This window comes from Nocardiopsis sp. NPDC055551 (assembly GCF_053619415.1).
Genome location: NZ_JBSHJJ010000003.1, coordinates 113,489 through 135,797, shown reverse-complemented (window position 1 = coordinate 135,797; position 22,309 = coordinate 113,489). Strand labels below are relative to the sequence as shown.

The window sequence follows — 22,309 nt, the reverse complement described above, 5'->3', positions numbered from 1 at the left end:
CCCGACGAACCCTCAGGGTTTGCGGATGACCCGCACGCCCTCGTCGTTGGTCGGAGGCTGCTGCCGGCTCTCCGGACGACGGTAGACACCGGTGAGACCCGGGTCCCCGGTGTCGGTCGGGGACTGCTCCTGGCCACTCTGCGGCTGCTGCGGGCCGCTGGGCGCCTGCTGCGGACCTCCGGGGGCCTGCTGTGGCCCACCCTGCGGACGCTGGGGACCGCTCTGGGGCTGCTGAGGACCGCTCTGCGGCTGCTGCGGGCCACCGGGTGCCTGCTGCTGCGGCGCGTTCGGCGGACCATCCGGAGCGGGCGCGTTGAAGCGGGCCCCCTGCGGCGGCTGGGGCGCCGCAGGCTTGGGCTCTCCACCCTTGCCCTCGTCCGGCCGACCCTGCTCGTTCTCGGGCAGCGGCTGGATGCGCACCGTCGCCTCGTCCGGAGCCTGCGGCGGCGTCTGGGCGGCGGCCTCGTCCTGCTTCGGCTCGGCCTCCGGGGTCTTGGCCTTGGGAGCCTCGCCCTCCGGGCCCTTGGCCTGCGGGGCCTTGTTCTCGGGTGCCTTGTTCTCGGGCGCCTTGTTCTCGGGCGCCTTGTTCTGCGGCGGGCGTCCCTGCGGTCCCTTGGGTCCGGTCTTGGGAGCCTCGGCCTTGGGCTTCTCCGCCTCGACGGCGGCCTCGCGCGAAAGACCGATTTCGAGCGCGCCGGCCTTGTCCTCGGCGGTGACCAGCTCGGCGAGCGTCGAGTGCATGTCCTTCAGACGACGCAGCGCCTCGGCGTGCGTGGCCGTGAGCGTGGCCAGTCGACGATCGGCCGTATCGTGGATCTTCTGGGCCCGGGCCTCGGCCTCGTTCAGCCGCCGCTCGCCCTCCTGCTTGGCCTGCTCGCGGAGCTGGTCGGCCTCTTTCTTGGCGCCGGAGACCATCTCGGTGGCCTCGGTGCGAGCGGAGGAGACGATGCGCTCAGCGTGCTCCTCGGCGTCCTTACGGTGTTTGGAGACCTCCTCCTCGGCCTTCTTCTGGGCCTCCTTCACCTCGGACTCGACCCGGGAACGACGCTCCTTGGCCTCTTCCTCGGCGATCCGCAGGATCTCCGCCATACGCTCGCTGATCTGCTCGTGCTCAGGCTTGACCTGGGCCTTCTCGCGAGCGATCGCGAGGTCACGCTTGTACTGCTCCAGTTCGTCGTCCATCCGCTGAAGACGTTCGCGGAGGTCCTTGAACTGATTGTCCATTCGGACGTAGTAGTCGTCGACGTGCGCCTTGTCGTAGCCGCCCTTGCGCACTGTCGGGAACCTGTCTTGCTGCAGTCCGCCGCCCGGCAACATATCGCTCATGTGCCTTTCATGTCCTTAACACCGTTGACTGCACGTCGCTGATGGTAAAACTGCGCCATCTGTATAAAGAACACCCAAGGCGTCCCCCTGTGCGAGTTCTGCCCTCAAGTGTCTGTTTCATGCACCGGCTCGGCTCGATGAGGGGCATCGGCCGAGAGCGGAGCGTAACGCCGTGGACACCGTCCAAACGACCAAGGTAGACACGGGCCGCGCCGCCGCGTCAAGATCCCTGACGGGTACTTCACCGTGCGGACCCTGGTCACCTACTTACTAAGGTATGCGCGATCATCCCCACACGGGGGCCGGGCGGTCAATTTCCTCCACATTCGGCCTCAGGGGAACCGACCTCGGAAAGAAGGACGTGGCATATGGGCAGCGCGACGGACGACGGTGGCGTGGGCCGGGGCGGAGGCCCGCTCATCGGGGGCGCCCCCTTCGGCGAACCGGAGATCGATCCCACCGCCTGGATCGCCCCGGGAGCGGTCGTGGTCGGCCGCGTCCGCCTGGGTGCCGAAAGCAGTGTCTGGTACGGATCCGTCCTCCGCGCCGACACCGAGGACATCGTGGTGGGTGAGAAGGTCAACATCCAGGACCAGTGCGGGCTGCACGCCGACCCCGGACAGCCCGCGATCCTCCACGACAACGTGAGCCTGGGTCACAAGGCGATGGTGCACGGCGCGATCGTCGAAGAGGGTGCGCTCATCGGCATCGGCGCGATCGTGCTCGGCGGCGCGCGGGTCGGCGAGGGCGCTCTCGTGGCCGCCGGTTCCCTGGTGGCCCCCGGCAAGGTCGTCCCACCGAACACGCTGTGGGCGGGCGTTCCCGGAAAGGTGGTCCGTGAGCTCAACGACGACGACCGCCTGGTGCTGGAGCACACGCCGACCGCGTACGCGGCCTACGCCGTGCAGCACCAGGACGTCACCTGGTACTGAAAGGCGGGGTCGACGACCTCTCCCATGCCTCAGGGGGGTGGGAGGCGCAGGGACTTCGCCGCGCCTCCCCCGGAGGGAACGGACACCGTGTGACTAGCTCGGGTGGGCGGGTGGGTGGCCCACCCGAGTCATGCGCGGGGAGCACCCTCGGACCTAGTCTGGAGAGTGCTCGTCCCCTGTCGGAGCGGACCGCGTCGCGTCCGCCCGAACGCCAAGGGTGTGGGCGTTTCCGTCCTGCCCGGCGACACCGTCGTCCCTCGGAGGTGAGCACCGATGAACCACGGCGTCTATCTGTGTGAGCGCCTTCACGATCATGTCGCCCTCGACGAGATCGAACTGTACGCCGAGGTCCTGACAGCGGTCGCCGACACCGATCAGAGCCTGAGTCTCGACGAGATCGACCGTGCCCTGGGGATCGTGGACCACCCCGAGGGCGACCACGGGGACACCCCGCCGGCCGGTGGGACACCGTGCCCCGAACCAGGACGGGAAGAGCCCGATCCCCGTGCCCCGGAGCCGACGCCTCCCGAAGGAGCGTCCCCACGCGGTGCCGGCATCGCTCCGGCGCCCCGCCCTCCCGATCCACGCTCGGAGCGACCACCGACGGACCTGAAACGGAACGCGACCCTCACCGGCAACGGTCACGGACCGATCCCGCTGGGACCATCCACCCCTTGGGCCCCGCTCCAGGCCCTCGGGGACTTCCACACCCACCGCGCACTCCAGGGCCCCCTCCTGCGCAGGCTCGCCCCCTGGTACATCTGACCGCCGGCGGCGCCCCTCCTCGCTCGATCGTCGGGTTCCCGATCGAAGCGGCCTGATCCGGCCACCTCCGGCCCGCTCCAACGGCCCCGCCACCGGGTAGTGACCCTTCTGACCCCTCGGTCACCCCGGTCACGACCGGCCGCCCCCGCAGGAGCATGGATGCGCGAACCCGAAAGGCCCGCCCCCGAGACCCGGCGGCGCCTCGACCTCCACGACACCGACGACTCCGAAGAGCCGGACAACGCGCGCAAGGTCACCTTCACCATCGCCGCCGCGGTGACGATCCTCTTCCTCCTGATCACGGCGGCGGGTGTCGGATGGTTCCTGTCGCGCGACGACGCCTCGACCGACCCCGGTGACGCCTCGGGTGACGCCTCCGCGTCGCAGGACTCAGGCGAGGGCGGGGAGAGCGAAGCGGACCGGACTCCGGTCGAGACCGGCACCGTCTCCGACCCGAACGCGGGGTTGGCCTTCCAACTCCCCGGTGAGGGCTGGCGGCGACTCGGTGACGACCAGGTGCCATCGGAATACGACACCTACTCGATCCATGGTTCACCAGAGGATCCGGAGGCGATCATCGTGACCGGCACCGAGGAACTCGGCCCCCTCGAACCCCTCGCGCTCACCGCCGTGGACATGGCCACGGACATGGTCGGCCAACTGGTCGCCGAGGAGGGCGACCTGTGGATCGAACCGGACGGCGCCACCGAGGTGGACGGCGTTCCCGCGTTCGGGGTGACCATGGGCAGCGACTCGGGTGACGGTGCGAACACCTACGGAAGATTCCTGGTCATGGAGCTCGGCGGCGACCAGGGCGCGTTCATGCTCGGCTTGAACACCGGCGGAGGCGACGAGGTCACCGACGGTATCGATGCCGCCTTCGACTCCGTGGTCACCCTCTGACGGAACCGACCCCCCGGATGCTCCGCGACACCCCGGTCCAGGGTGTCGCGGGGCAGGGAGGCCCACGCGTGGGGTCAGAGCGGCAGGACCGCGCGGAGCAGGAAACCTCCGTCCCTGGTGCGGGAGCCGGAGACCGTCCCCCCGTTAGCGGAGACACGTTCGGCGAGCCCGGTCAGCCCGTTGCCACCGTTCTCGTCCCGCACCCGTTCCCGGGCGTGGTCGTTGTGCATCTCCAGCACCAGGGTGGCGCTCTCCCCGGCCTCCCCTCGGGCCAGGGTGAAGGTGATCTGGCATTCCTCGGCGTCGCTGTGTCGCAGCACGTTGGTGCCTCCCTCCCGGACCACCCAAGCGGCCGTCGCCTCGACCCGCTCCGGGAGTTCGAGTCCCTCCAACCCGGTGACCGTGGTCCGGGTCCCTCCGGTCTCCAGGATCGAAGAGACCGAGGCGACCTCGTCGGCCAGGTCGGCCTCCCTGTGGCCGCTCACCGCCGATCGCACCTGGCCCAGCGCCTTGCGGGCCAGGTCCTGGACCTCCGCCAGTTCGACGGCGGCGCGATCCGGAGCGCGGTCCACCAGACGGCTCGCCAACTGGGCCTTGACCGCCAGGGCGGACAGGCTGTGCCCGAGCAGGTCGTGCATGTCCCGGGCGAAGCGGAGTCGTTCCTCGGTCACCGCGAGCCGGGCTCGGGCCCGCTGGCCGATGACCGCCTCACGGCTCGCGTCCCAGAGCCAGATGGTGAGCAAGGTCGTGCCGACCAGCACCAAGGCGGCCACGACCGCCCCGGCCCAGACCACGAGGTACAGGGGGAGGTCGGTGATGGGCACGGCGTAGGTCGGCAGCAGCACCAGCGGGGAGAACAGCAGGGCCACAGCAACGATGAGGGTGGTGCGTCCGTGCGTCAGGAGGGCGCCGACCGACCACCAGAGGGCGATCGTGAACAGGCTCGCCACCGGTGAGGCGAGCAGGACGGCCGTCGCCGCCAACAACGCCAGAGAGGTCCAGTAGAGCCTCGGTGAGGGGGACCGGTCGCCGTCCAGGCGCTCGCGCAGCAACAGGATGAGCAGGACGATGTTGGGGACGCAGAGCGCCACCCCGAGCGCGGACCGCCACATCGGGCTCTGTCCCGACGCGCTGAAGACCAGGTCGAGGAGGGGGAAGAAGGCCGTGGACAGGCAGCTGCCGCCGAGCATGACGAAGTTGATCAAGCGCGTGATCCGGAAACGACGGTCGGCCCACCGTTCCCTCCCACTGCTCGTCTCGCCCTGGACGCTTCCAGAGGGTGACACGGCGTCCGCTCGCGGTGGGGCCGGCGCGATGTCCGCTCGCGCGGTGGCCAGAGCGGTGTCCGCTCGCACGATGTCCGCTCGCACGGTGGCCGGTCGCACCGGGTTGCGGGGGGCGCTCTGGAGCGAGGCGTTGGAGAGCGGGACGACCGTGCGCAGCCGGAAACCGCCGTCGGCCGTACCGGTCGCCGTCAGTGTGCCACCGACACGCTCGACGCGTTCGGCCAGCCCCGACAGACCGCTGGCCGAGCCCGTGTCCTCGACCTCACCGACCTCGGCGCCGTCGTTGGCCATCTCGATGACCAGGCTGCTCGGAACGTCGTCGGCCGCCTCCACCACGGAGAACCCGATCCGACACCGGCGGGCCTCGCTGTGCCGCAGGACGTTCGTGCCGCCCTCGCGCACCACCCACGCGGCCAGACCGGCGGTCTCGCGTGGCAGGTCCAACCTGCTCAGGCCGGTGACCGTAGTGACGGTCCGGTTCTGTTCCAGGACCGCCCGGACCGAACCCACCTCGGTCTCCAGGTCGAGGTCACGGTAGCCGCGGACCACGGATCGCACTCGCTGCAACGTTCCCCGGGCCGCCTCGTGCACCTGGTCGATCCTCAGCCGTGCGTCCTGTGGGTCGGTGCGCAGGACCCGTCCCGCGTGCTCGGCGCTCACCGCGAGTGTGCTCAGTTCCGTGCCGAGAAGGCCCCGGATGTCGTCGGCGAAACGGAGACGTTCCTCGCTCACCGCCAGCCGGGCCCGGGCCTGGGAGCCCTCGACCGCCTCACGGGTCGCGTCCCACATCCAGAAGGTGGCCACGCAACCGGACCAGATGATCAGCATGAAGAGGACCGCGAGGACGAAGTCCGCCCCCAGTAGGAGGGGCGAGTGGCCGATCGGGTCCAGCAGGACCCGGACCCAGGGCAGGACCACCAGGAGCGGACTGATCCACAGGGACCGTCGCCACGGGGCCATGAAGACCAGCAGGCACCAGGCGCCCGCGCACGCGGAGAAGATGTAGAAGGGGACCTGGAGGAAGACGCACATCAGGGCGACCACGGCCAGGGATCCCCAGTACAGACGGGGGTCGGCGACGGCGCGACCGTTCACCCGTTGCCACGTCATCCGCCACCCGAAGGCCGAGCCGACCACCCCCAGCCCCAGGGCCACCAGGGTGGGCCACCGCCGCTGTCCCGCCACGGCCCGGTACGCGGTGGGATCGAGCTGGAAGAGCAGCTCGTAGAAGGGCCAGACCAGGAAGAGCAGCCCCAGTGCGGACATGAAGATCAGCACGACCCAGCGGAGGCGACGCTGCCTGCGGGTGTAGAGACCGCCGTCCGACGATTCCAAGACCTCGGTCGACTCCGTGTCCTCTTCGGCCCGTAGCGCCACCCGCCCCGCCTTCCCCACCGACATCCGTCCACCTCACGTTAGAACGTGCCGACCCCTCAGAACGGTTGTCCACAGGCTTGGGCCCTGTTTCCTGATCCACAAGGGGTTACCGTTCGGGCGCCGTCAGGGTTCTGGAGGTGCCGGCGGTGGGATAGCACGCTTTTCGCTATCACACCAAAGGCGCCGAAGGTTCCTGACTTTTTGGGGCGCCCGAACACGCCGAAGCGAAGCGGAGGCCCTAAAGGATAGGCCCCCGTCCTGGGTCTTCCCGACACGTTCGGTCTGTCCGTCACACTCAGGGACGGCGGGGGTCCCAGAGGAAGTAACGGTGGACCAGCAGCGCCAGGACCACGATCCAGGCGAGCATGATGCCGATGTTGGGCAGCGCGCCGGCCCACAGACCGATGAGACCCACCGGTTCGGCGCCCTCGAAGCCACCGAAGACGTCGTAGCCGAAGTAGGCGGCCTGGGCCATCTCCACGGTCGGGGCGACCGGCAGCAGCATCGCCACCTGGCGCAGGCCGTCGGGCATGACCTCCAGCGGGATGAAGCTGCCACCGAGGAACAGCAGGGCCATCATCGGCACCATCGAGAGCATCTGCGCGGACTCGGCGTTGCTCACGAATCGGGTGATCAGCAGACCCAGCAGGGTCATCGCGAGGCATCCCAGCACCACGGAGAACACCAACATCACCGGGTCGGAGGGCAGCGGACCGCCGAGGGCGACGGACCCGCCGATGATGAGCGCCGCGATCAGCAGGGTGAACAGCAGGACCACGAGGAACACGCCCCCGAAGATCGCCACCGCGGGCACCCCGCTCACCCGGAGCCGTTTGAGGACCAGGGCCTCACGTCGGGCGGTGAAGACGTTGGAGGGGTGACCCAGGCCGATGAACAGGGCGATGGCGCCGATGGTGCCGACCAGCGCCGCCTCCGTGGTGGTGTAGTCCCCCAGGATCGGGACGCTCTCCTGGTTGAGGACCGGAAGCAGCAGGATCATCGGCATGATCAGGTACATCAACGCGGTCTTGTACCGGACGAAGAGCGTGAACTCGGTGCGGCCCAGGCGCAGGGTCTGACGCGGCACGCCCGGCCCCTTCTTGCGGCGTTCGGTGCCCTCGGGGGCTGTGGTGGTCATGTCGGGTGCTCCAGAAGTCTGTGGGATGGGTGGTCCGAGTGGCCGGTCGCTACTCGCCGACCAGGTCCGCCGCGCCGTCCGCGACCTGGAGGAAGACGTCCTCCAGGGAGGCGCCTCGCACCTGCAGGTGTTGCAGGGTTCCGCCGCGCTCGCCCGCCCAGGTCATGAGGGCGGCGACGGTGTGGTGGGCCCGGTCGGCGACGTCGCCGCCGCGGATCGTGTAGGTCGCCCACAGCCGCTGTTCGCGGGTCTGCACCTCGACCTCGGCACCCTCCAGTCGGGGCAGGTCGGCGGTGCGCACGTCGCTCGGCAGCAGGAAGGTCACCCGGTCGCCCCATCCGGCGAGGACCTCGGCGAGCGTGCCCTCCACCCGGATCTCGCCGCGGTGCATGATGGCGAGCCGGTCGGCGAGCTTCTCGGCCTCTTCCAGGTAGTGCGTGGTGAGCAGGATCGCGACGCCGTCCCGCTTGAGGTCGCCGATGATGCGCCAGGTCTCGTGTCGCGCCTCGGGGTCCATCCCGGTGCTGGGTTCGTCGAGGTAGAGCACCTCGGGCCGGGTGAGCAGGGCCAGGCCGAGGTCGAGTCGACGCTTTTGACCACCGGAGAGCTGTCGGACCCGCAGCCCGCGCTTGTCGGTGAGGCCGATCAGCGTGAGCACCTCGTCGGTTCCGCGCGGGTCGGCGGCGAGGTCACTGGCGAGGGCGAGGGTCTCGTCGACGCTGAGGTCCTCCATCAGACCGCTGCCCTGGAGTACCGCGTTGGTGCGCTCGCGCACCCCGACGGGCTGTCCGTAGGGGTCCTGCCCGAAGACGCGGGCGGTGCCGGAGCTGGGGCGGCGGAACCCTTCGAGGGTCTCGATGGTGGTGGTCTTACCGGCGCCGTTGGTGCCCAGGAGGGCGAAGAGCTCACCGGGCCGAATCTCGAAGGAGACACCCTTGACCGCTTCGAAATCGCCGTACTTCTGACGTAGATCGCGGACCACCACCGCCGGTTCCTTGGAAGCGTGGGGGGTGGTGGTCGCGGTGGTGTTCGCTGTCGCCGTCATGTCCCACAGCTTTTCGCATGGGGCGGGCCGGCGACAGACTCGGCTGTCACAGGAGCACGATGGCGATCACCCGGCTCCGGTACTGACAAATGTCATTCCCACCGGGCCCGTGGGGGTGCGCCGCGCTCGCACGTGCCCCTTCGTCACCTCACGTGCGAGCGCGGTCGCGGCCGCTGTGCGGTCCACGCCCGTCCCCTCACACTCACGTCGGGCGGGGCCGTACCTGCGGTCACCAACTTTCTACACGAACCACACTCGGCCTGTCGTCGGAATTCGTCATTCTCCGTTGAATCGATCCCACGAGACAACGAAAGAGAAATTTCTTCTCAGGAAAAAACGTCCTATGGGATCTACTGGCATTTCGAAGAAACGGAATGGGCGGGACCCCCGTGGGTGTCCCGCCCATTCGCGCGCGGATTCTCGGCGAGATCGGACGCTAGGCGTCGGCGGTCTCCTTCTTCTCCCCGCCGGCCGCGGGATCGTCGCCCTTGACCGAACGGAGCAGCAGCTGGGAGACGTCGACGACCTCCAGCGTCTCCTTGGCCTCACCGGCGGACTTCTTCTCGTTGATGGCGTCGCCGAGCATGACCTGACAGAACGGGCACGCGGTGGAGACGGTGTCGGGGTTGGTGGTCAGCGCCTCGTCCACCCGCTCGGTGTTGATGCGCTTGCCGATCCGCTCCTCCATCCACATGCGGGCGCCACCGGCGCCACAGCAGAAGCCCCGCTCCTTGTGACGGTGCATCTCCTGCGTCTTGACGCCGGGCACCTGGGCCATGATGTCGCGCGGTGGCGTGTACACCTTGTTGTGGCGGCCCAGGAAACACGGGTCGTGGTAGGTGATGTTCTCGTCGATGGAGCTCACCGGGGTCAGGCGACCCTCGTCCACCAGCTGGGCCAGCAGCTGGCTGTGGTGGATGACCTCGTAGGTGCCACCGAGCTGCGGGTACTCCTTGGCCAGGGTGTTGAAGCAGTGCGGGCAGCTGGCCACGATCTTGGTGACACCGGCGTCGTTGAGCGTCTCGACGTTCTGCTGGGCCAGCATCTGGAAGACGTACTCCATGCCCAGACGCCGCGCCGGATCACCGGTGCAGGCCTCCATGCCGCCCAGGACGGCGAACTTGACGTCCGCGATGTCCAGCAGCTCGGCGATGGCCTTCGTGGTCTTCTTGGCGCGGTCCTCCAGGGCACCGGCGCAACCGACCCAGAACAGGTACTCGGTGCCCTCGGGCAGCTTGTCCTCGACGACCTGGACCTCGACCGGATTCTCCTGGCCGGCCAGCTCCTCGATCCAGTCCATGCGCCGGTCCTCGGCCATGCCCCAAGGGTTGGCCTTGTTCTCAAGGTTCTTGAGGAGGGTGTTGGCCTCGGACGGGAAGTTGGACTCGACCATGACCTGGTAGCGACGCATGTCCAGGATGTGGTCGATGTGCTCGATGTCGACGGGGCACTGCTCGACGCAGGCACCACAGTTGGTGCAGGCCCACAGCTCGTCGGGGTGGATGACGCCACCCTCCTCCTCGGTGCCGACCAGCGGCTTGTTGAGGAGCGCGAGGACGTCGACGCCCGCGTGGCTGTTGTCCGGGGCCTCGGCGAGGGTCTCCTCGGTGATGCCCTGGAGCAGGTACGGGGCCTTCTCGTAGGCGTGTGCCTGCAGGTCGAGGATGACCTTCTTGGGCGACAGCGGCTTGCCGGTGTTCCAGGCGGGGCACTGGGACTGGCAGCGACCGCACTCGGTGCAGCTGGTGAAGTCCAGCAGGCCCTTCCAGGTGAAGTCCTCCAGCTTGCCGGCGCCGAACGGGTCCTCGTCCGGGTCGGCCTCCTCGAAGTCGAGGGGCTTGGTGCCGGACTTGTCCATCATCTGCTTGGCGGCGCCCAGGGACGGGCTGCCGTCGGCGTTGCGCTTGAAGAAGATGTTGACCGGCGCGATGAAGCGGTGCCAGCCGATGCCCATGGTGAGGTTGAGGTAGAGCACCACGAAGAACGCGTAGCTGATGATCAGCTTGAAGGCGGCGACCAGTGCGATGCCGGGCTCGGCGATCGCGGCGTCACCGGGCAGGATCGCGCCGACCGCGTGCGAGATCGGGGTGGCCCACACAGGGAAGGCGAAGTCCTCGATGGCGACCTTGAAGCCGCGGATCACGAAGACGGCGAGCAGCAGGCCGATGATGTAGGCCTCGACGTAGTACGCGGTCCAGGTCCTGGAGTTGGCGAACCGGGAGTCGCGACCCTTGCGGTGGGGGCCGTTCAGCAGGCGGTAGGCGGTGAGGCCGAGGATGCCGATGAGGCTGGTCCCGGCGATGAACTCGATCGCCAGACCGTAGATGGTCCAGTCGTAGATGATCGGCAGCTTGAAGTGCGGGTCGAAGACTTCACCCTGGGCCTCGATGACCGTGAGGACCAACAGGGGGAAGGACACCATCACGAACCAGTGGGCCACACCGACCCAGGGACGCTTGAGCATCCGGGTGTGTCCGAGGATCTCGATGAGCGTCATCGTCAGCCGCTTGCCCGGCGACTCCTTGCGCTCGGGCTCCACCGTTCTGCCGATGCCCACTGTTCGCACGATCTTGTACAGACCGAACCCGAACAGGGCCATCGCGACCACGGCGAAGACCGAGGTGATGATGCCCAGTGTCAAGTACAGCGGGTGCATCGTCCGTGGCCTCCCATCCTGCGTTCGTCATCCGGTGCGCCACACACCGGTGGTCCCAACTTATGTTACTAGCGAGTAATAGCAAGGTCGCCACCACCCCGGGCCATCCTGGCCCGAGACCCGCTTCCGAGCCCTCGCCGATGCGTTCTCTCGCGACGTGCCGTTCGATCGCGGAACCGCCCTCACGCGCGGGCCCACCGTAGCCGGCCTCGGCCACAACGGAATCACGCCGGTCGCTTCCGGTCCCTTCGCACACGTACACACCACGCCCCCTATGTAAGCGGACGGCCGGACCGATCGGGCACACCCGGGCATCGGTGGGTCCACCGGTCCCCCTGAGTAGCCCCTTACTCTCCCGGATTCTCGAATCGAGGATCTCCCCGAGTCGTCCCGGAGTTCGGCCACGGGCCCACCAAAAATTCCCCAGGTCGGGAACATCTCCGCCGGGCCACCCGTTGTCAGGTCGTAGGAATCAAGTTGAGCCTCATTGACTCAACTGACTTGACAGCCCTGACCTGACGAAGCAAACTTACGCCTGAACGACTCAACTTTGACGGAGGAAGCAACCATGGCACGTGCGGTCGGAATCGACCTCGGTACGACGAACTCGTGTGTCGCGGTCCTGGAGGGTGGCGAGCCGACGGTCATCACCAACGCCGAGGGCTCCCGCACCACCCCTTCGGTCGTGGCGTTCGCCAAGAACGGTGAGGTGCTCGTCGGTGAGGTGGCCAAGCGCCAGGCCGTCACCAACGTCGACCGGACGATCCGCTCGGTGAAGCGTCACATCGGCACCGACTGGTCGGTGCAGATCGACGACAAGACCTTCAACCCGCAGCAGATCAGCGCCTTCATCCTGCAAAAGCTCAAGCGTGACGCCGAGGCGTACCTGGGCGAGGACGTGACCGACGCGGTCATCACCGTCCCGGCCTACTTCAGCGACTCCCAGCGTCAGGCCACCAAGGAGGCCGGCACGATCGCGGGCCTCAACGTCCTGCGCATCATCAACGAGCCGACCTCGGCCGCGCTCGCCTACCACCTGGAGAAGGAGGACGAGGCCACGATCCTCGTCTACGACCTCGGTGGCGGTACCTTCGACGTCTCCCTCCTGGAGGTCGGTGACGGCGTCGTGGAGGTCAAGGCGACCAACGGCGACAACCACCTCGGTGGTGACGACTGGGACCAGAAGGTCGTCGACTGGCTGGTGGAGAAGTTCAAGAACTCCAACGGCGTCGACCTGGCCAAGGACAAGATGGCGCTGCAGCGTCTGCGCGAGGCCGCCGAGAAGGCCAAGATCGAGCTCTCCAGCTCCAGCGAGACGCAGATCAACCTGCCCTACATCACGGCCTCGGCCGAGGGCCCGCTGCACCTGGACGAGAAGCTCACCCGCGCCGAGTTCCAGCGTCTGACCTCCGACCTGGTCGAGCGCACCAAGGTGCCGTTCCAGCAGGTCCTCAAGGACGCCGGGATCGCTCTGGACCAGATCCACCACATCGTGCTGGTCGGTGGCTCCACCCGTATGCCCGTCATCGCCGAGCAAGTCAAGGAGATGACCGGCGGCAAGGACCCGAACAAGGGCGTCAACCCGGACGAGGTCGTGGCCATCGGTGCCGCGCTCCAGGCCGGTGTGCTCAAGGGCGAGGTCAAGGACGTCCTGCTGCTGGACGTCACCCCGCTGTCGCTGGGCATCGAGACCAAGGGCGGGGTGTTCACCAAGCTCATCGAGCGCAACACCACCATCCCGACCAAGCGCTCCGAGATCTTCACGACGGCCGACGACAACCAGCCGTCCGTGCAGATCCAGGTGTACCAGGGTGAGCGCGACATCGCCCAGTACAACAAGAAGCTGGGCGTCTTCGACCTGACCGGTCTGCCCCCGGCGCCGCGCGGCGTCCCGCAGATCGAGGTCGCCTTCGACATCGACGCCAACGGCATCGTGAACGTCACCGCGAAGGACCTGGGCACCGGCAAGGAGCAGTCGGTCACCATCTCCGGTGGTTCGGCCATGTCCAAGGACGACATCGACAAGATGGTCCGCGAGGCCGAGCAGTACGCCGAGGACGACCGCAAGCGTCGCGAAGAGGCCGAGGTCCGCAACAACGCCGAGTCCCTCGTCTACCAGACCGAGAAGGTCATCACGGACAACGAGGACAAGATCCCGGCGGACGTGCGTTCCGAGACCGAGGCCGCCGTCTCCGAGCTGAAGACCGCTCTGGAGGGCACCGACACCGAGGCCATCCGCACCGCCAGCGAGAAGGTCGCCCTGGCCAGCCAGAAGATCGGCTCGGCCATCTACAGCCAGGGCCAGCAGGGTGAGGGCGCCCCGGCCGACGACGCGAGCGCGGACGGCTCCGCCGACGACGCCGACGTCGTGGACGCCGAGATCGTCGACGAGGACAACGGCAAGGGCAAGGGCGACCAGTCCTGACACGTGGTCCCGTAAGAGTCGAGGAAGGAGGGAACGTCGGACATGGCGCTGTCGGATAAGAACAGCCCCGACTCCGGTGACGGTGACGAGACCCAGGGTCCGGTGATCCGCGACAACCGCAGGATCGACCCCGAGACCGGTGAGGTCCGCGAACCCGAGGTCGAGGAGACCAAGGAGTCCGAGGCGGACGACGCCGAGGAGCCCGAGGTCGTCGAGGCCGAGGTCGAGGACATCCCCGAGATCCCGGACACCCCCGAGTCGGTGGTGAGCGAGGCCATCAACGCCGATGAGCGGGTCGTCGAACTCACCAACGACATCAAGCGGGTGCAGGCGGAGTACGCCAACTACCGCAAGCGTGTCGAGCGTGACCGCGTGGCCGTCCGTGAGGTCGCCACCGCCCAGGTCATCGGCGAACTACTGCCGATCCTGGACGACATCGGTCGCGCCCGGGACCACGATGAGCTCACCGGCGGGTTCAAGGCGGTGGCCGAGTCCCTGGAGGCGGCGGCGACCAAGCTGGGCCTGGAGAAGTACGGCGAGCAGGGTGACGAGTTCGACCCGAACGTGCACGAGGCACTCACCCTCGTCCCGGTTCCGAACATCTCCGTCCAGTCGGTGATCGAGGTGTTCCAGCCGGGGTACCGGATCGGGGAGAGGGTCCTGCGCCCGGCCCGCGTGGTCGTGGGAGAACCCACCGGCGACACTCCGCAGGCCTCGGAAGAGGACACCGGGGATGCCTCCGCCGAGAAGGACGAGGACGAGAAGTAACGAGCTGTGGCCGTGGCCGGCATGAGATCGTCGGTCACGGCCACAGGTCGACCCCGGCCCCACACGGCCGGGACCCACGTGGAAACATCGGACGCAACCGGCACCAGCGGGGAGAAGGCACCAGTCGATGAGCACCAAGGACTACCTGGAGAAGGACTACTACAAGGTCCTCGGAGTCTCAAAGACAGCCACCAAGGACGAGATCCGCTCGTCCTACCGCAAGCTGGCCCGGGAGAACCACCCCGACGCCAACCGTGACGACCCGAAGGCGGAGGACCGCTTCAAGGAGATCTCCGAGGCGTACAACGTCCTGTCGGACGAGAAGCGCCGCAAGGAGTACGACGAGGCGCGTTCGATGTTCGGTGGTTCGTACCGGCCCGGTGGCGGTACCGGCCCGGGCGGGTTCGACATGAGCGACATCTTCGGTCAGGGCGGTGGCGGTGGTGGCGCCCCCGGTGGCGAACGGCTGAGCGACCTGTTCGGTGGGCTGTTCGGCAACCGCGGACGGTCGGGTCAGGCGACCCGCAGCCGACGTGGTTCCGACATCGAGACCGAGACGACACTGAACTTCCGAGAGGCCGCGGACGGGGTGACCCGTTCGTTCCAGCTGACCAGCGACGCGGCGTGTCCCACCTGTAGGGGCACGGGCGCGCGCGCCGGCACGGCCCCTCGAATGTGCCCGAAGTGCTCCGGCACCGGGCACGAGAACACCAACCTGGGCGGCTTCTCGCTGTCGGAGCCGTGCAGCGAGTGCAAGGGACGCGGCCTGGTGGTCGACGACCCCTGCCCCACCTGTTCGGGCAGCGGGCGCGGCAAGAGCACGCGCAGCATCCAGACCCGCATCCCCGGCGGTGTGTCCGACGGGCAGCGGATCCGGCTCAAGGGCAAGGGTGCACCCGGCGAGAACGGTGGCCCCGCCGGTGACCTGTACGTCGTCGTCCATGTGAAGGATCACCCGGTGTTCGGTAAGAGCGGCGACAACGTCACCATCACGGTCCCGGTGTCCTTCCCCGAGGCCGCGTTGGGCGCCGACGTCCGGGTTCCGACCCTGGGCGGTTTCCCGGTGACGGTGAAGGTGCCGCCGGGCACCCAGAACGGGCGCACGCTGCGGGTTCGCGGCAAGGGCGCCACCCGCAAGGACGGCACCATCGGCGACATGCTGGTCACCTTCGAGGTCAAGGTGCCACAGACACTCAACGACGACGCTCGCGAGGCGTTGGAGAAGTTCCGCGCGGCGACGTCGGACTACGACCCGCGTGACGGACTCGAAGCGCGGGCGAAGGGCGCGTGAATGTCGTGAACGATCCTTCGTTCGGAGTCGACGCCCCGGTCTACGTCATCTCCGTGGCCGCGGAGTTGGCGGGTATGCATCCGCAGACGCTGCGGCAGTACGACCGGCTGGGGCTCGTGTCGCCCGGACGTACTTCCGGGCGGGGCCGTCGTTACTCCATGCGTGACGTGCAGACGTTGCGCGTGGTGCAGCGGCTGTCGCAGGAGGAGGGCATCAACCTCGCCGGGATCAAGCGGATCCTGGAACTGGAGGACGAGGTCGAGCAGCTGCGCGAGCAGGTGTTCCACCTGGCCAACGAACTTGAGGCGGCGCGCCGGGCGGTGTCCCGGCGCGGCCGCCCGGCCCGTCCCGAGGGCGGACCCGCACGTGGGGAACTGGTGCGCCGCACCCGCGTGACGATCTTCAACACGGCCGACCCCGAAGAGCGTCCCGAGCGGGGCGGCGGGCTCGGGGACGACGGGAACGCCCGCGACACGGGCGATCCCGACCAGAAGTAGGGGCCGGACCCTCGGGGTCGGGCCTCGCGGACTCCACCCCTATTGCGCGGTGGGGTCGGCCATTGGACATTACCCTGAGTGAAACTTCATGTGAATGGAGTCACGGATCGTGAACTACAAGCTCACCCAGAAGAGCCAGGAGGCTCTGGCCGCCGCCATTCGTCAGGCCACCACCAACGGCAGCCCTCAGACCGAGCCCCTGCACCTGTTGAACGCCCTGCTGGACCAGGCGGAGGGCATCACCCGGCCGCTGCTCAAGGAGGTCGGGGTCGATCCCGACCGGCTCAAGGACAAGGTCGGGTCGGCGATCGGAGCCCTGCCCAAGGTGGCGGGTTCGACGGTCAGTTCCCCCAGTTCCTCGCGGCAGCTCATCGTCTCCATCAACACGGCCGCGCAGCGGGCCCAGCAGATGGAGGACGAGTTCGTCTCCACCGAACACCTGTTGGTGGGGTTGGCCGCCGACGGTGGCGAGGCGTCCCGGCTGCTCAAGGACGCAGGGGCGACCCCGGAGGGCCTCTTGGAGGCCTTCGAGCGGGTCCGCGGCACCGGTCGGGTCACCTCGGAGAACCCCGAGGACACCTACCAGTCCCTGGAGAAGTTCGGTGTCGACCTGACCGAGCGGGCCCGCGAGGGCAAGGTCGACCCGGTCATCGGTCGCGACGGCGAGATCCGTCGGGTCATCCAGGTGCTCAGCCGCCGCACCAAGAACAACCCGGTGCTCATCGGCGAGCCGGGCGTGGGCAAGACGGCCGTCGTCGAGGGACTGGCCCAGCGCATCGTGGCGGGCGACGTTCCGCAGTCCCTGCTCGGCAAGCGCCTGATCAGCCTGGACCTGTCCGCGATGGTGGCGGGCGCCAAGTACCGGGGCGAGTTCGAGGAACGGCTGAAGGCGGTGCTCACGGAGATCAAGGAGTCCGAGGGCCAGGTCATCACGTTCATCGACGAGCTGCACACCATGGTGGGCGCGGGCGCCGCCGAGGGCGCCATGGACGCCGGCAACATGCTCAAGCCGATGTTGGCCCGCGGTGAGCTGCGCATGGTCGGCGCCACCACCCTGGACGAGTACCGGGAGAAGATCGAGAAGGACCCCGCGCTGGAGCGCCGTTTCCAGCAGGTGTTCGTCGGTGAGCCCTCGGCCACCGACACCATCGCGATCCTGCGCGGTCTCAAGGGTCGGTACGAGGCGCACCACAAGGTGCAGATCTCCGACTCCGCGCTGGTCGCCGCGGCCACCCTGTCGGACCGCTACATCACCGCGCGGTTCCTACCGGACAAGGCCATCGACCTCATCGACGAGGCCTCGTCCCGGCTGCGCATGGAGATCGACTCCAGCCCGGTGGTGATCGACGAGCTGCGCCGCACCGTCGACCGCCTCAAGATGGAGGAGATGGCGCTCGACAAGGAGTCGGACCCCGCGAGTCGGCAACGGCTGGAGCGGTTGCGCGCGGACCTGGCCGACAACCAGGAGCGGCTCAACGGGCTGGTGGCCCGTTGGGAGCAGGAGAAGGCCGGACTGAACCGGGTCGGTGAGCTCAAGGGCCGGCTGGACGAGATGCGCACCAAGGCCGAACTGGCCGAACGCGAGGGCCGCTTCGAGGAGGCGTCCCGGCTGATGTACGGGGAGATCCCGCAGCTGGAGAAGCAGGTCGAGGAGGCTTCCAAGGCCGAGGAGAAGGCCGCGGACTCGGCCGGTTCCGATGGTGATGACCCGATGGTCAAGGACGAGGTGGGCGCCGACGAGGTCGCCGACGTCGTGTCGGCCTGGACCGGGATCCCCGTGGGTCGGCTGATGGAGGGCGAGACCTCCAAGCTGCTGCGTATGGAGGACGAGCTGGGTCGGCGGCTGATCGGGCAGAAGGACGCCGTGGCCGCCGTGTCGGACGCGGTGCGCAGGGCCCGGGCGGGCATCTCCGACCCCGACCGGCCCACCGGTTCGTTCCTGTTCCTGGGCCCGACCGGTGTCGGCAAGACCGAGCTGGCCAAGGCCCTCGCCGAGTTCCTGTTCGACGACGAGCGCGCGATCGTGCGCGTGGACATGAGCGAGTACTCCGAGAAGCACTCGGTGTCGCGCCTGGTGGGTGCGCCCCCCGGATACGTGGGTTATGAGGAGGGCGGTCAGCTGACCGAGGCGGTGCGCCGCCGCCCCTACACCGTGGTGTTGCTGGACGAGGTGGAGAAGGCCCACCTGGAGGTGTTCGACACCCTGTTGCAGGTGCTGGACGACGGTCGACTGACCGACGGCCAGGGCCGTCAGGTGGACTTCCGCAACACCATCCTGATCCTCACCTCGAACCTGGGGTCACAGTTCCTGGTGGACCAGTCCCTGGAGGAGGCCACCCGCCGGGAACGTGTGATGGACGTCGTGCGCGCGACTTTCAAGCCGGAGTTCCTCAACCGCCTGGACGACGTGATCATGTTCGACGCGTTGTCCACCGAGGAGCTGACCCGGATCGTGGACCTACAGGTGGACAAGCTGGCCCGGCGACTGGCCGAGCGCAGGTTCACGCTGGACGTGTCCCAGGGCGCACGTGAGTGGTTGGCGTTGACCGGGTTCGACCCGAACTACGGCGCCCGGCCGCTGCGTCGCCTGGTGCAGTCGTCGATCGGTGACCCGCTGGCCAAGGTGATGCTGTCCGGCGAGCTCACCGAGGGCGACACCGTGACCGTGGACGTCGACCCCGAACGCGACCGCCTGGTGGTGACCCCCACCAAGGCCTGACCCCGCTGTTGAAGGGGGCCGCGCCCACCCGGGCGCGGTCCCGACGCGTGAGAAACCTCAGGTCCTGGGAAGGATCCCCGAGTAACCTGGGACTCAGAGTCCTATATGAGTACGGGGCACTCATCCACAGCAGAAGGGGTCGAACTCCATGACCGTGGTCGAACACTCTTCACCGAGATCTCCCATCGAGAAGCTGAGCATCGACCAGTTCGAGTCGATTGCCCAGGCTGCCGCCCGTGAGGACGTTACCCTCGAATACCTCAACGGCCAGATGGAGATCCGTCCCGTGCCCGACAGCGACCACAACGCGATCCTCATGTGGCTGATGCGTCAGTTCATGACTCAGCGGGCGGACCTGGACCTGAACGTCACCGGGCAGGGCCTGAAAGTGGACTCCTACCGCAAGGGCCGGGCACGTCCTGATGGCATCCTCGCCCCCATCGACCACTTCGCCGGCCAGGGCGAATGGGCCGACCCTCAGGGTGTCCTCGCCGTCGTCGAGGTCACTTCGTGGGACTTCGACACCAACGCCCGTGACCGTGTCGAGAAGACGCACGCCTACGCCGCCTGCGGCATCGGCGTCTACCTCCTCATCGACCGCGACGATGACAGCGTCACCGTGCACAGCGAGCCCACCGGTGACCGCTACCGCAGCATCGTCACTCTCGGCAACGGCCACACCATCGAGATCCCCGGAGTCGGAGTCACCCTGAACACCGACGGTCTCAAACGCTACGGCCGCTAGATCTCGGAGCTCTCGCTGGTCTCCTGAGCCAGGCAGCCGGGGTAGACGCGAGAGAGGCGCGTCGCCTGGTGCAGTCCTCGACCGGCGACCCGCTGGCCAAGGTGATGTCGTCCGGCGAGGGAGCTACCTGTGCCAGGGTTTGCCTTACCGGCACGGGTCACTCCATCCGAGCCTGTCGGAACCAGGCTCTGGCCTCTTCCACCCGCCCCGCTTCCTCCAGCAGCAGCCCGAGGTTGGTCATCGCGCCGATGTGGCCCTGATCGGCGGCCTTCCGGTACCAGTCCCTGGCCTCTTCCACCCGGCCCTCCTTCGTCAGCAGGACCCCGAGGTTGGCCATCGCGCTGATGTGGCCCAGATCAGCGGACCACTGGAACCAACTCTCGGCCTCCCCCACCCGACCCACATGCGCCAGTAGGATGCCAAGGTTGAACATCGTGCCGATGTGGTCCTGGTCGGCAGCTTGCCGGTGCCAGCTCTCGGCCTCCCCCACCCGAGCCACCTCCGTCAGCAGGGCCCCGACGTTGAACACCGTGTTGTGGCGGCCCAGCTCAGCGACTTTCCGGTACCAGGTCTCGGTCTGGTCCACCCGGCCCTCCCGCTTCAGCAGCATCCCGACTTTGAACACCGTGTGGTGGTGGCCCAGCTCAGCGGCCTCCCGGTACCAGGTCTCGGCTTCCCCCAACTGACCCGCCTTTGCCAACAGGACCGCGAGGCCGCGCATCGCGCCTATGTCGCGCTGGTCGGCAGCTTGCCGGTACCAGGTCTCGGCCTCCCCCAACTGACCCGCCCTCGCTCGCAGCAGCCCGAGGTTGGACACCGCTTCGATGTTGCCCAGATCAGCGGACCGCTGGAACCAACTCTCGGCCTCCCCTACCCGACCCGCATTCGCCAGCAGACACCCGAGGTTGAATACCGCGTTGTAATGGCCCAGTTCAGCGGCCTTCCGGTACCAGGTCTCGGCCTCTTCCACCCGGCCCTCCTTCGTCAGCAGGACCCCGAGACCGAACATTGCGCCGGTATGGCCCTGATCAGTCAATGGAAGATAGGCGGCTTCGGCTACCTTGGCCAGATCGGCCTTGTAGGCCGCTAGACCGACAGCGAAACGATCTTGGACTGTGGCCGTTTCCAAGGCTGCGTACCTCACGGACTCGGGCAGGGGGCCCTCGATCGTGAGGTAATCGAAGGCCCGCCACCGGAGACCCTCATGGTCGGCGGGCACCAGCAGCCCGGCCAGGCCACTGCGCGGGCGGGTGGCCCAGGCCCAAGCCTGATCGGCTTCCTCCGGCAGGGGCGGCGGGGCCGGCAGGTAGGCACCGTGGGCGGTATGGATCTGTTCTCGGGTCAGCGGACTCGAAACTCCGGCTGCGGCCAAGCCCACGGCAGCGGCCACCAGCGCGTAGCCACGTGGGTGATCGCCTTCGAGACCATTGCGCCAGGTCCGTGCGAGGAGGGGACCTGCGGCCAACTGTTCGGCCACCCCGAACCGCTCATCGCCTGCGGCCTGGACCAGACGCTCGTCTCCACTGGCAAGTGCCCGTTCACGCTCTTCGGGGTTCCAACGACGTTCGAGGACGACCGGTGGAGCCTTGAGTACCGTGTACCCCGCCCCTTCCGAAGCAGAGGAGTGGTCGGTGGTACTCGGGCTCAGGGCCTCCAGCCGTTCCCGGCGGATGGTGACGGCCACCACGGCACCGGCCTGCCCCAGTTCGGCGACCAGGGCGGAGCTCAGCCCCGAGGCGCCCAGGTGGCGATCCAGATCGTCCAACCAGAGGACCCACCCCTGTGGTGCCCGTCCGGCTCGTTCCTTGAGCCAGCCGGGTAGGGGTCGCAGATCGGCGTCCTCGGGAGGGGCCACCAGCATCCGGTCGGGCAGGGTCCGGCCCAGCGCGGCGGCCAGTGATCGGGTCTTGCCCGCGGTCGAAGCCCCGGCCACGAGCACCATCCCGCCGCGCGGTGCCGCCGCGACCGCGGCCAGACGCTGGTCGAGTTCGTTGTCCACGTCCCTGGTCACGTAGGGAGGCAGCCCCTCGCCCCCAGCTCCCGGCGGGGAGTTGTGAACACCCAGTTCGCCCTCATCGCACTGGTGGACCTGCAGGGCCGTGTCCACCCAGCCCGGCACCGGCCCGGCCGTCGAGGAGTACACGTTGACCGACCCGTGGATGACGCCGGCCTGAATGGAGGTCCCGTGGTTATCGCCCACGCGATTATCGACCATCGTGATCCCCGACCCCGGAGTCGGGGAGGTACGACGTGGCCAGGCCGCGCCAAGGGCGCACCCAGCACCGTCGACAAACCCGCCGAAGAGAGACTGTGTGCGTCCACACCCGTGTTCGTCGCATACGACGATTCTGCTTTCTGCACAGCGGTTGTGGCCATCTCTGCCCGGATCCGCAAAGTATCGCGGTCCGTGGGGCCGTACCCGGGCGGGTACGGCCC

General features: G+C 68.1%; 15 protein-coding genes. 9 read left to right on the top strand and 6 right to left on the bottom strand.

The window, feature by feature from the left end; all coding sequences use genetic code 11:
* Window positions 1-12 precede the first annotated feature (12 nt).
* A complete protein-coding gene (locus tag ACWGSK_RS06940; RefSeq protein ID WP_452455532.1) occupies window positions 13-1,317 on the bottom strand; it encodes a cell division protein DivIVA in 1,305 nt (434 codons plus the stop codon).
* Window positions 1,318-1,694: 377 nt separating this feature from the next.
* Here ACWGSK_RS06940 and ACWGSK_RS06935 point away from each other — a divergent pair, with 377 nt between their 5' ends.
* The 3 genes from ACWGSK_RS06935 (at window position 1,695) to ACWGSK_RS06925 (ending at window position 3,926) form a co-directional block, all read left to right on the top strand.
* Complete coding sequence (locus tag ACWGSK_RS06935; RefSeq protein WP_358503814.1) at window positions 1,695-2,258, top strand: gamma carbonic anhydrase family protein; 564 nt, start codon at window positions 1,695-1,697, stop codon at window positions 2,256-2,258.
* Between the two features lie 273 nt (window positions 2,259-2,531).
* A complete protein-coding gene (locus ACWGSK_RS06930; protein WP_452455406.1) occupies window positions 2,532-3,023 on the top strand; it encodes a hypothetical protein in 492 nt (163 codons plus the stop codon).
* Between the two features lie 159 nt (window positions 3,024-3,182).
* A complete protein-coding gene (locus ACWGSK_RS06925; RefSeq protein WP_452455405.1) occupies window positions 3,183-3,926 on the top strand; it encodes a hypothetical protein in 744 nt (247 codons plus the stop codon).
* Between the two features lie 74 nt (window positions 3,927-4,000).
* On the opposite strand, the gene ACWGSK_RS06920 is transcribed toward ACWGSK_RS06925, so the two are convergent.
* The 4 genes from ACWGSK_RS06920 to ACWGSK_RS06905 all read right to left on the bottom strand — a co-directional run bounded on the left by ACWGSK_RS06920 (window position 4,001) and on the right by ACWGSK_RS06905 (window position 11,428).
* Window positions 4,001-6,613, bottom strand: coding sequence for a histidine kinase (locus ACWGSK_RS06920; protein WP_452455404.1), 2,613 nt, complete (start codon window positions 6,611-6,613; stop codon window positions 4,001-4,003).
* A gap of 271 nt (window positions 6,614-6,884) precedes the next feature.
* Window positions 6,885-7,727 (bottom strand): ABC transporter permease, encoded by an 843-nt coding sequence (locus tag ACWGSK_RS06915; protein ID WP_358503825.1) that lies wholly within the window; start codon window positions 7,725-7,727, stop codon window positions 6,885-6,887.
* A 49-nt stretch (window positions 7,728-7,776) separates the two neighbouring features.
* Window positions 7,777-8,772, bottom strand: a complete 996-nt coding sequence (locus ACWGSK_RS06910; protein WP_358503828.1) for an ABC transporter ATP-binding protein — start codon at window positions 8,770-8,772, stop codon at window positions 7,777-7,779.
* Between the two features lie 436 nt (window positions 8,773-9,208).
* A complete protein-coding gene (locus ACWGSK_RS06905; RefSeq protein WP_358503831.1) occupies window positions 9,209-11,428 on the bottom strand; it encodes a (Fe-S)-binding protein in 2,220 nt (739 codons plus the stop codon).
* 568 nt (window positions 11,429-11,996) lie between these two features.
* Between ACWGSK_RS06905 and dnaK the strand changes: the two genes are divergently transcribed.
* The 6 genes from dnaK to ACWGSK_RS06875 all read left to right on the top strand — a co-directional run bounded on the left by dnaK (window position 11,997) and on the right by ACWGSK_RS06875 (window position 19,873).
* Complete coding sequence (dnaK, locus tag ACWGSK_RS06900) at window positions 11,997-13,853, top strand: molecular chaperone DnaK (RefSeq protein WP_452455403.1); 1,857 nt, start codon at window positions 11,997-11,999, stop codon at window positions 13,851-13,853.
* 42 nt (window positions 13,854-13,895) lie between these two features.
* Window positions 13,896-14,621, top strand: coding sequence for a nucleotide exchange factor GrpE (grpE, locus tag ACWGSK_RS06895; RefSeq protein WP_358503837.1), 726 nt, complete (start codon window positions 13,896-13,898; stop codon window positions 14,619-14,621).
* Window positions 14,622-14,748: 127 nt separating this feature from the next.
* Entirely contained in the window at window positions 14,749-15,912 is a 1,164-nt protein-coding gene (dnaJ, locus tag ACWGSK_RS06890; protein WP_358503840.1) for a molecular chaperone DnaJ, read from the top strand.
* Window positions 15,909-16,409, top strand: coding sequence for a heat shock protein transcriptional repressor HspR (locus ACWGSK_RS06885; RefSeq protein ID WP_358503842.1), 501 nt, complete (start codon window positions 15,909-15,911; stop codon window positions 16,407-16,409). Before dnaJ ends, ACWGSK_RS06885 begins: the two co-directional genes overlap by 4 nt.
* Window positions 16,410-16,518: 109 nt before the next feature.
* Window positions 16,519-19,128 (top strand): ATP-dependent chaperone ClpB, encoded by a 2,610-nt coding sequence (gene clpB, locus ACWGSK_RS06880; protein WP_452455531.1) that lies wholly within the window; start codon window positions 16,519-16,521, stop codon window positions 19,126-19,128.
* Window positions 19,129-19,276: 148 nt separating this feature from the next.
* The gene (locus ACWGSK_RS06875) at window positions 19,277-19,873 is read left to right on the top strand and encodes a Uma2 family endonuclease (protein ID WP_452455402.1); all 597 of its coding nucleotides are present in this window, start codon (window positions 19,277-19,279) and stop codon (window positions 19,871-19,873) included.
* A gap of 157 nt (window positions 19,874-20,030) precedes the next feature.
* Here ACWGSK_RS06875 and ACWGSK_RS06870 read toward each other — a convergent pair whose 3' ends face one another.
* Window positions 20,031-22,073, bottom strand: a complete 2,043-nt coding sequence (locus tag ACWGSK_RS06870; RefSeq protein WP_452455401.1) for a tetratricopeptide repeat protein — start codon at window positions 22,071-22,073, stop codon at window positions 20,031-20,033.
* Window positions 22,074-22,309: the final 236 nt, after the last annotated feature.

Excerpts from the sequence above, each read along its gene's own strand:
- ACWGSK_RS06915 (WP_358503825.1), bottom strand. The coding sequence starts at position 7,727 with ATGACCACCACAGCCCCCGAGGGCACCGAACGCCGCAAGAAGGGGCCG.
- ACWGSK_RS06875 (WP_452455402.1), top strand. The coding sequence starts at position 19,277 with ATGACCGTGGTCGAACACTCTTCACCGAGATCTCCCATCGAGAAGCTG.
- ACWGSK_RS06925 (WP_452455405.1), top strand. The coding sequence starts at position 3,183 with ATGCGCGAACCCGAAAGGCCCGCCCCCGAGACCCGGCGGCGCCTCGAC.
- ACWGSK_RS06930 (WP_452455406.1), top strand. The coding sequence starts at position 2,532 with ATGAACCACGGCGTCTATCTGTGTGAGCGCCTTCACGATCATGTCGCC.
- ACWGSK_RS06910 (WP_358503828.1), bottom strand. The coding sequence starts at position 8,772 with ATGACGGCGACAGCGAACACCACCGCGACCACCACCCCCCACGCTTCC.
- dnaK (WP_452455403.1), top strand. The coding sequence starts at position 11,997 with ATGGCACGTGCGGTCGGAATCGACCTCGGTACGACGAACTCGTGTGTC.
- ACWGSK_RS06935 (WP_358503814.1), top strand. The coding sequence starts at position 1,695 with ATGGGCAGCGCGACGGACGACGGTGGCGTGGGCCGGGGCGGAGGCCCG.
- ACWGSK_RS06940 (WP_452455532.1), bottom strand. The coding sequence starts at position 1,317 with ATGTTGCCGGGCGGCGGACTGCAGCAAGACAGGTTCCCGACAGTGCGC.
- grpE (WP_358503837.1), top strand. The coding sequence starts at position 13,896 with ATGGCGCTGTCGGATAAGAACAGCCCCGACTCCGGTGACGGTGACGAG.
- ACWGSK_RS06905 (WP_358503831.1), bottom strand. The coding sequence starts at position 11,428 with ATGCACCCGCTGTACTTGACACTGGGCATCATCACCTCGGTCTTCGCC.
- ACWGSK_RS06920 (WP_452455404.1), bottom strand. The coding sequence starts at position 6,613 with ATGTCGGTGGGGAAGGCGGGGCGGGTGGCGCTACGGGCCGAAGAGGAC.
- dnaJ (WP_358503840.1), top strand. The coding sequence starts at position 14,749 with ATGAGCACCAAGGACTACCTGGAGAAGGACTACTACAAGGTCCTCGGA.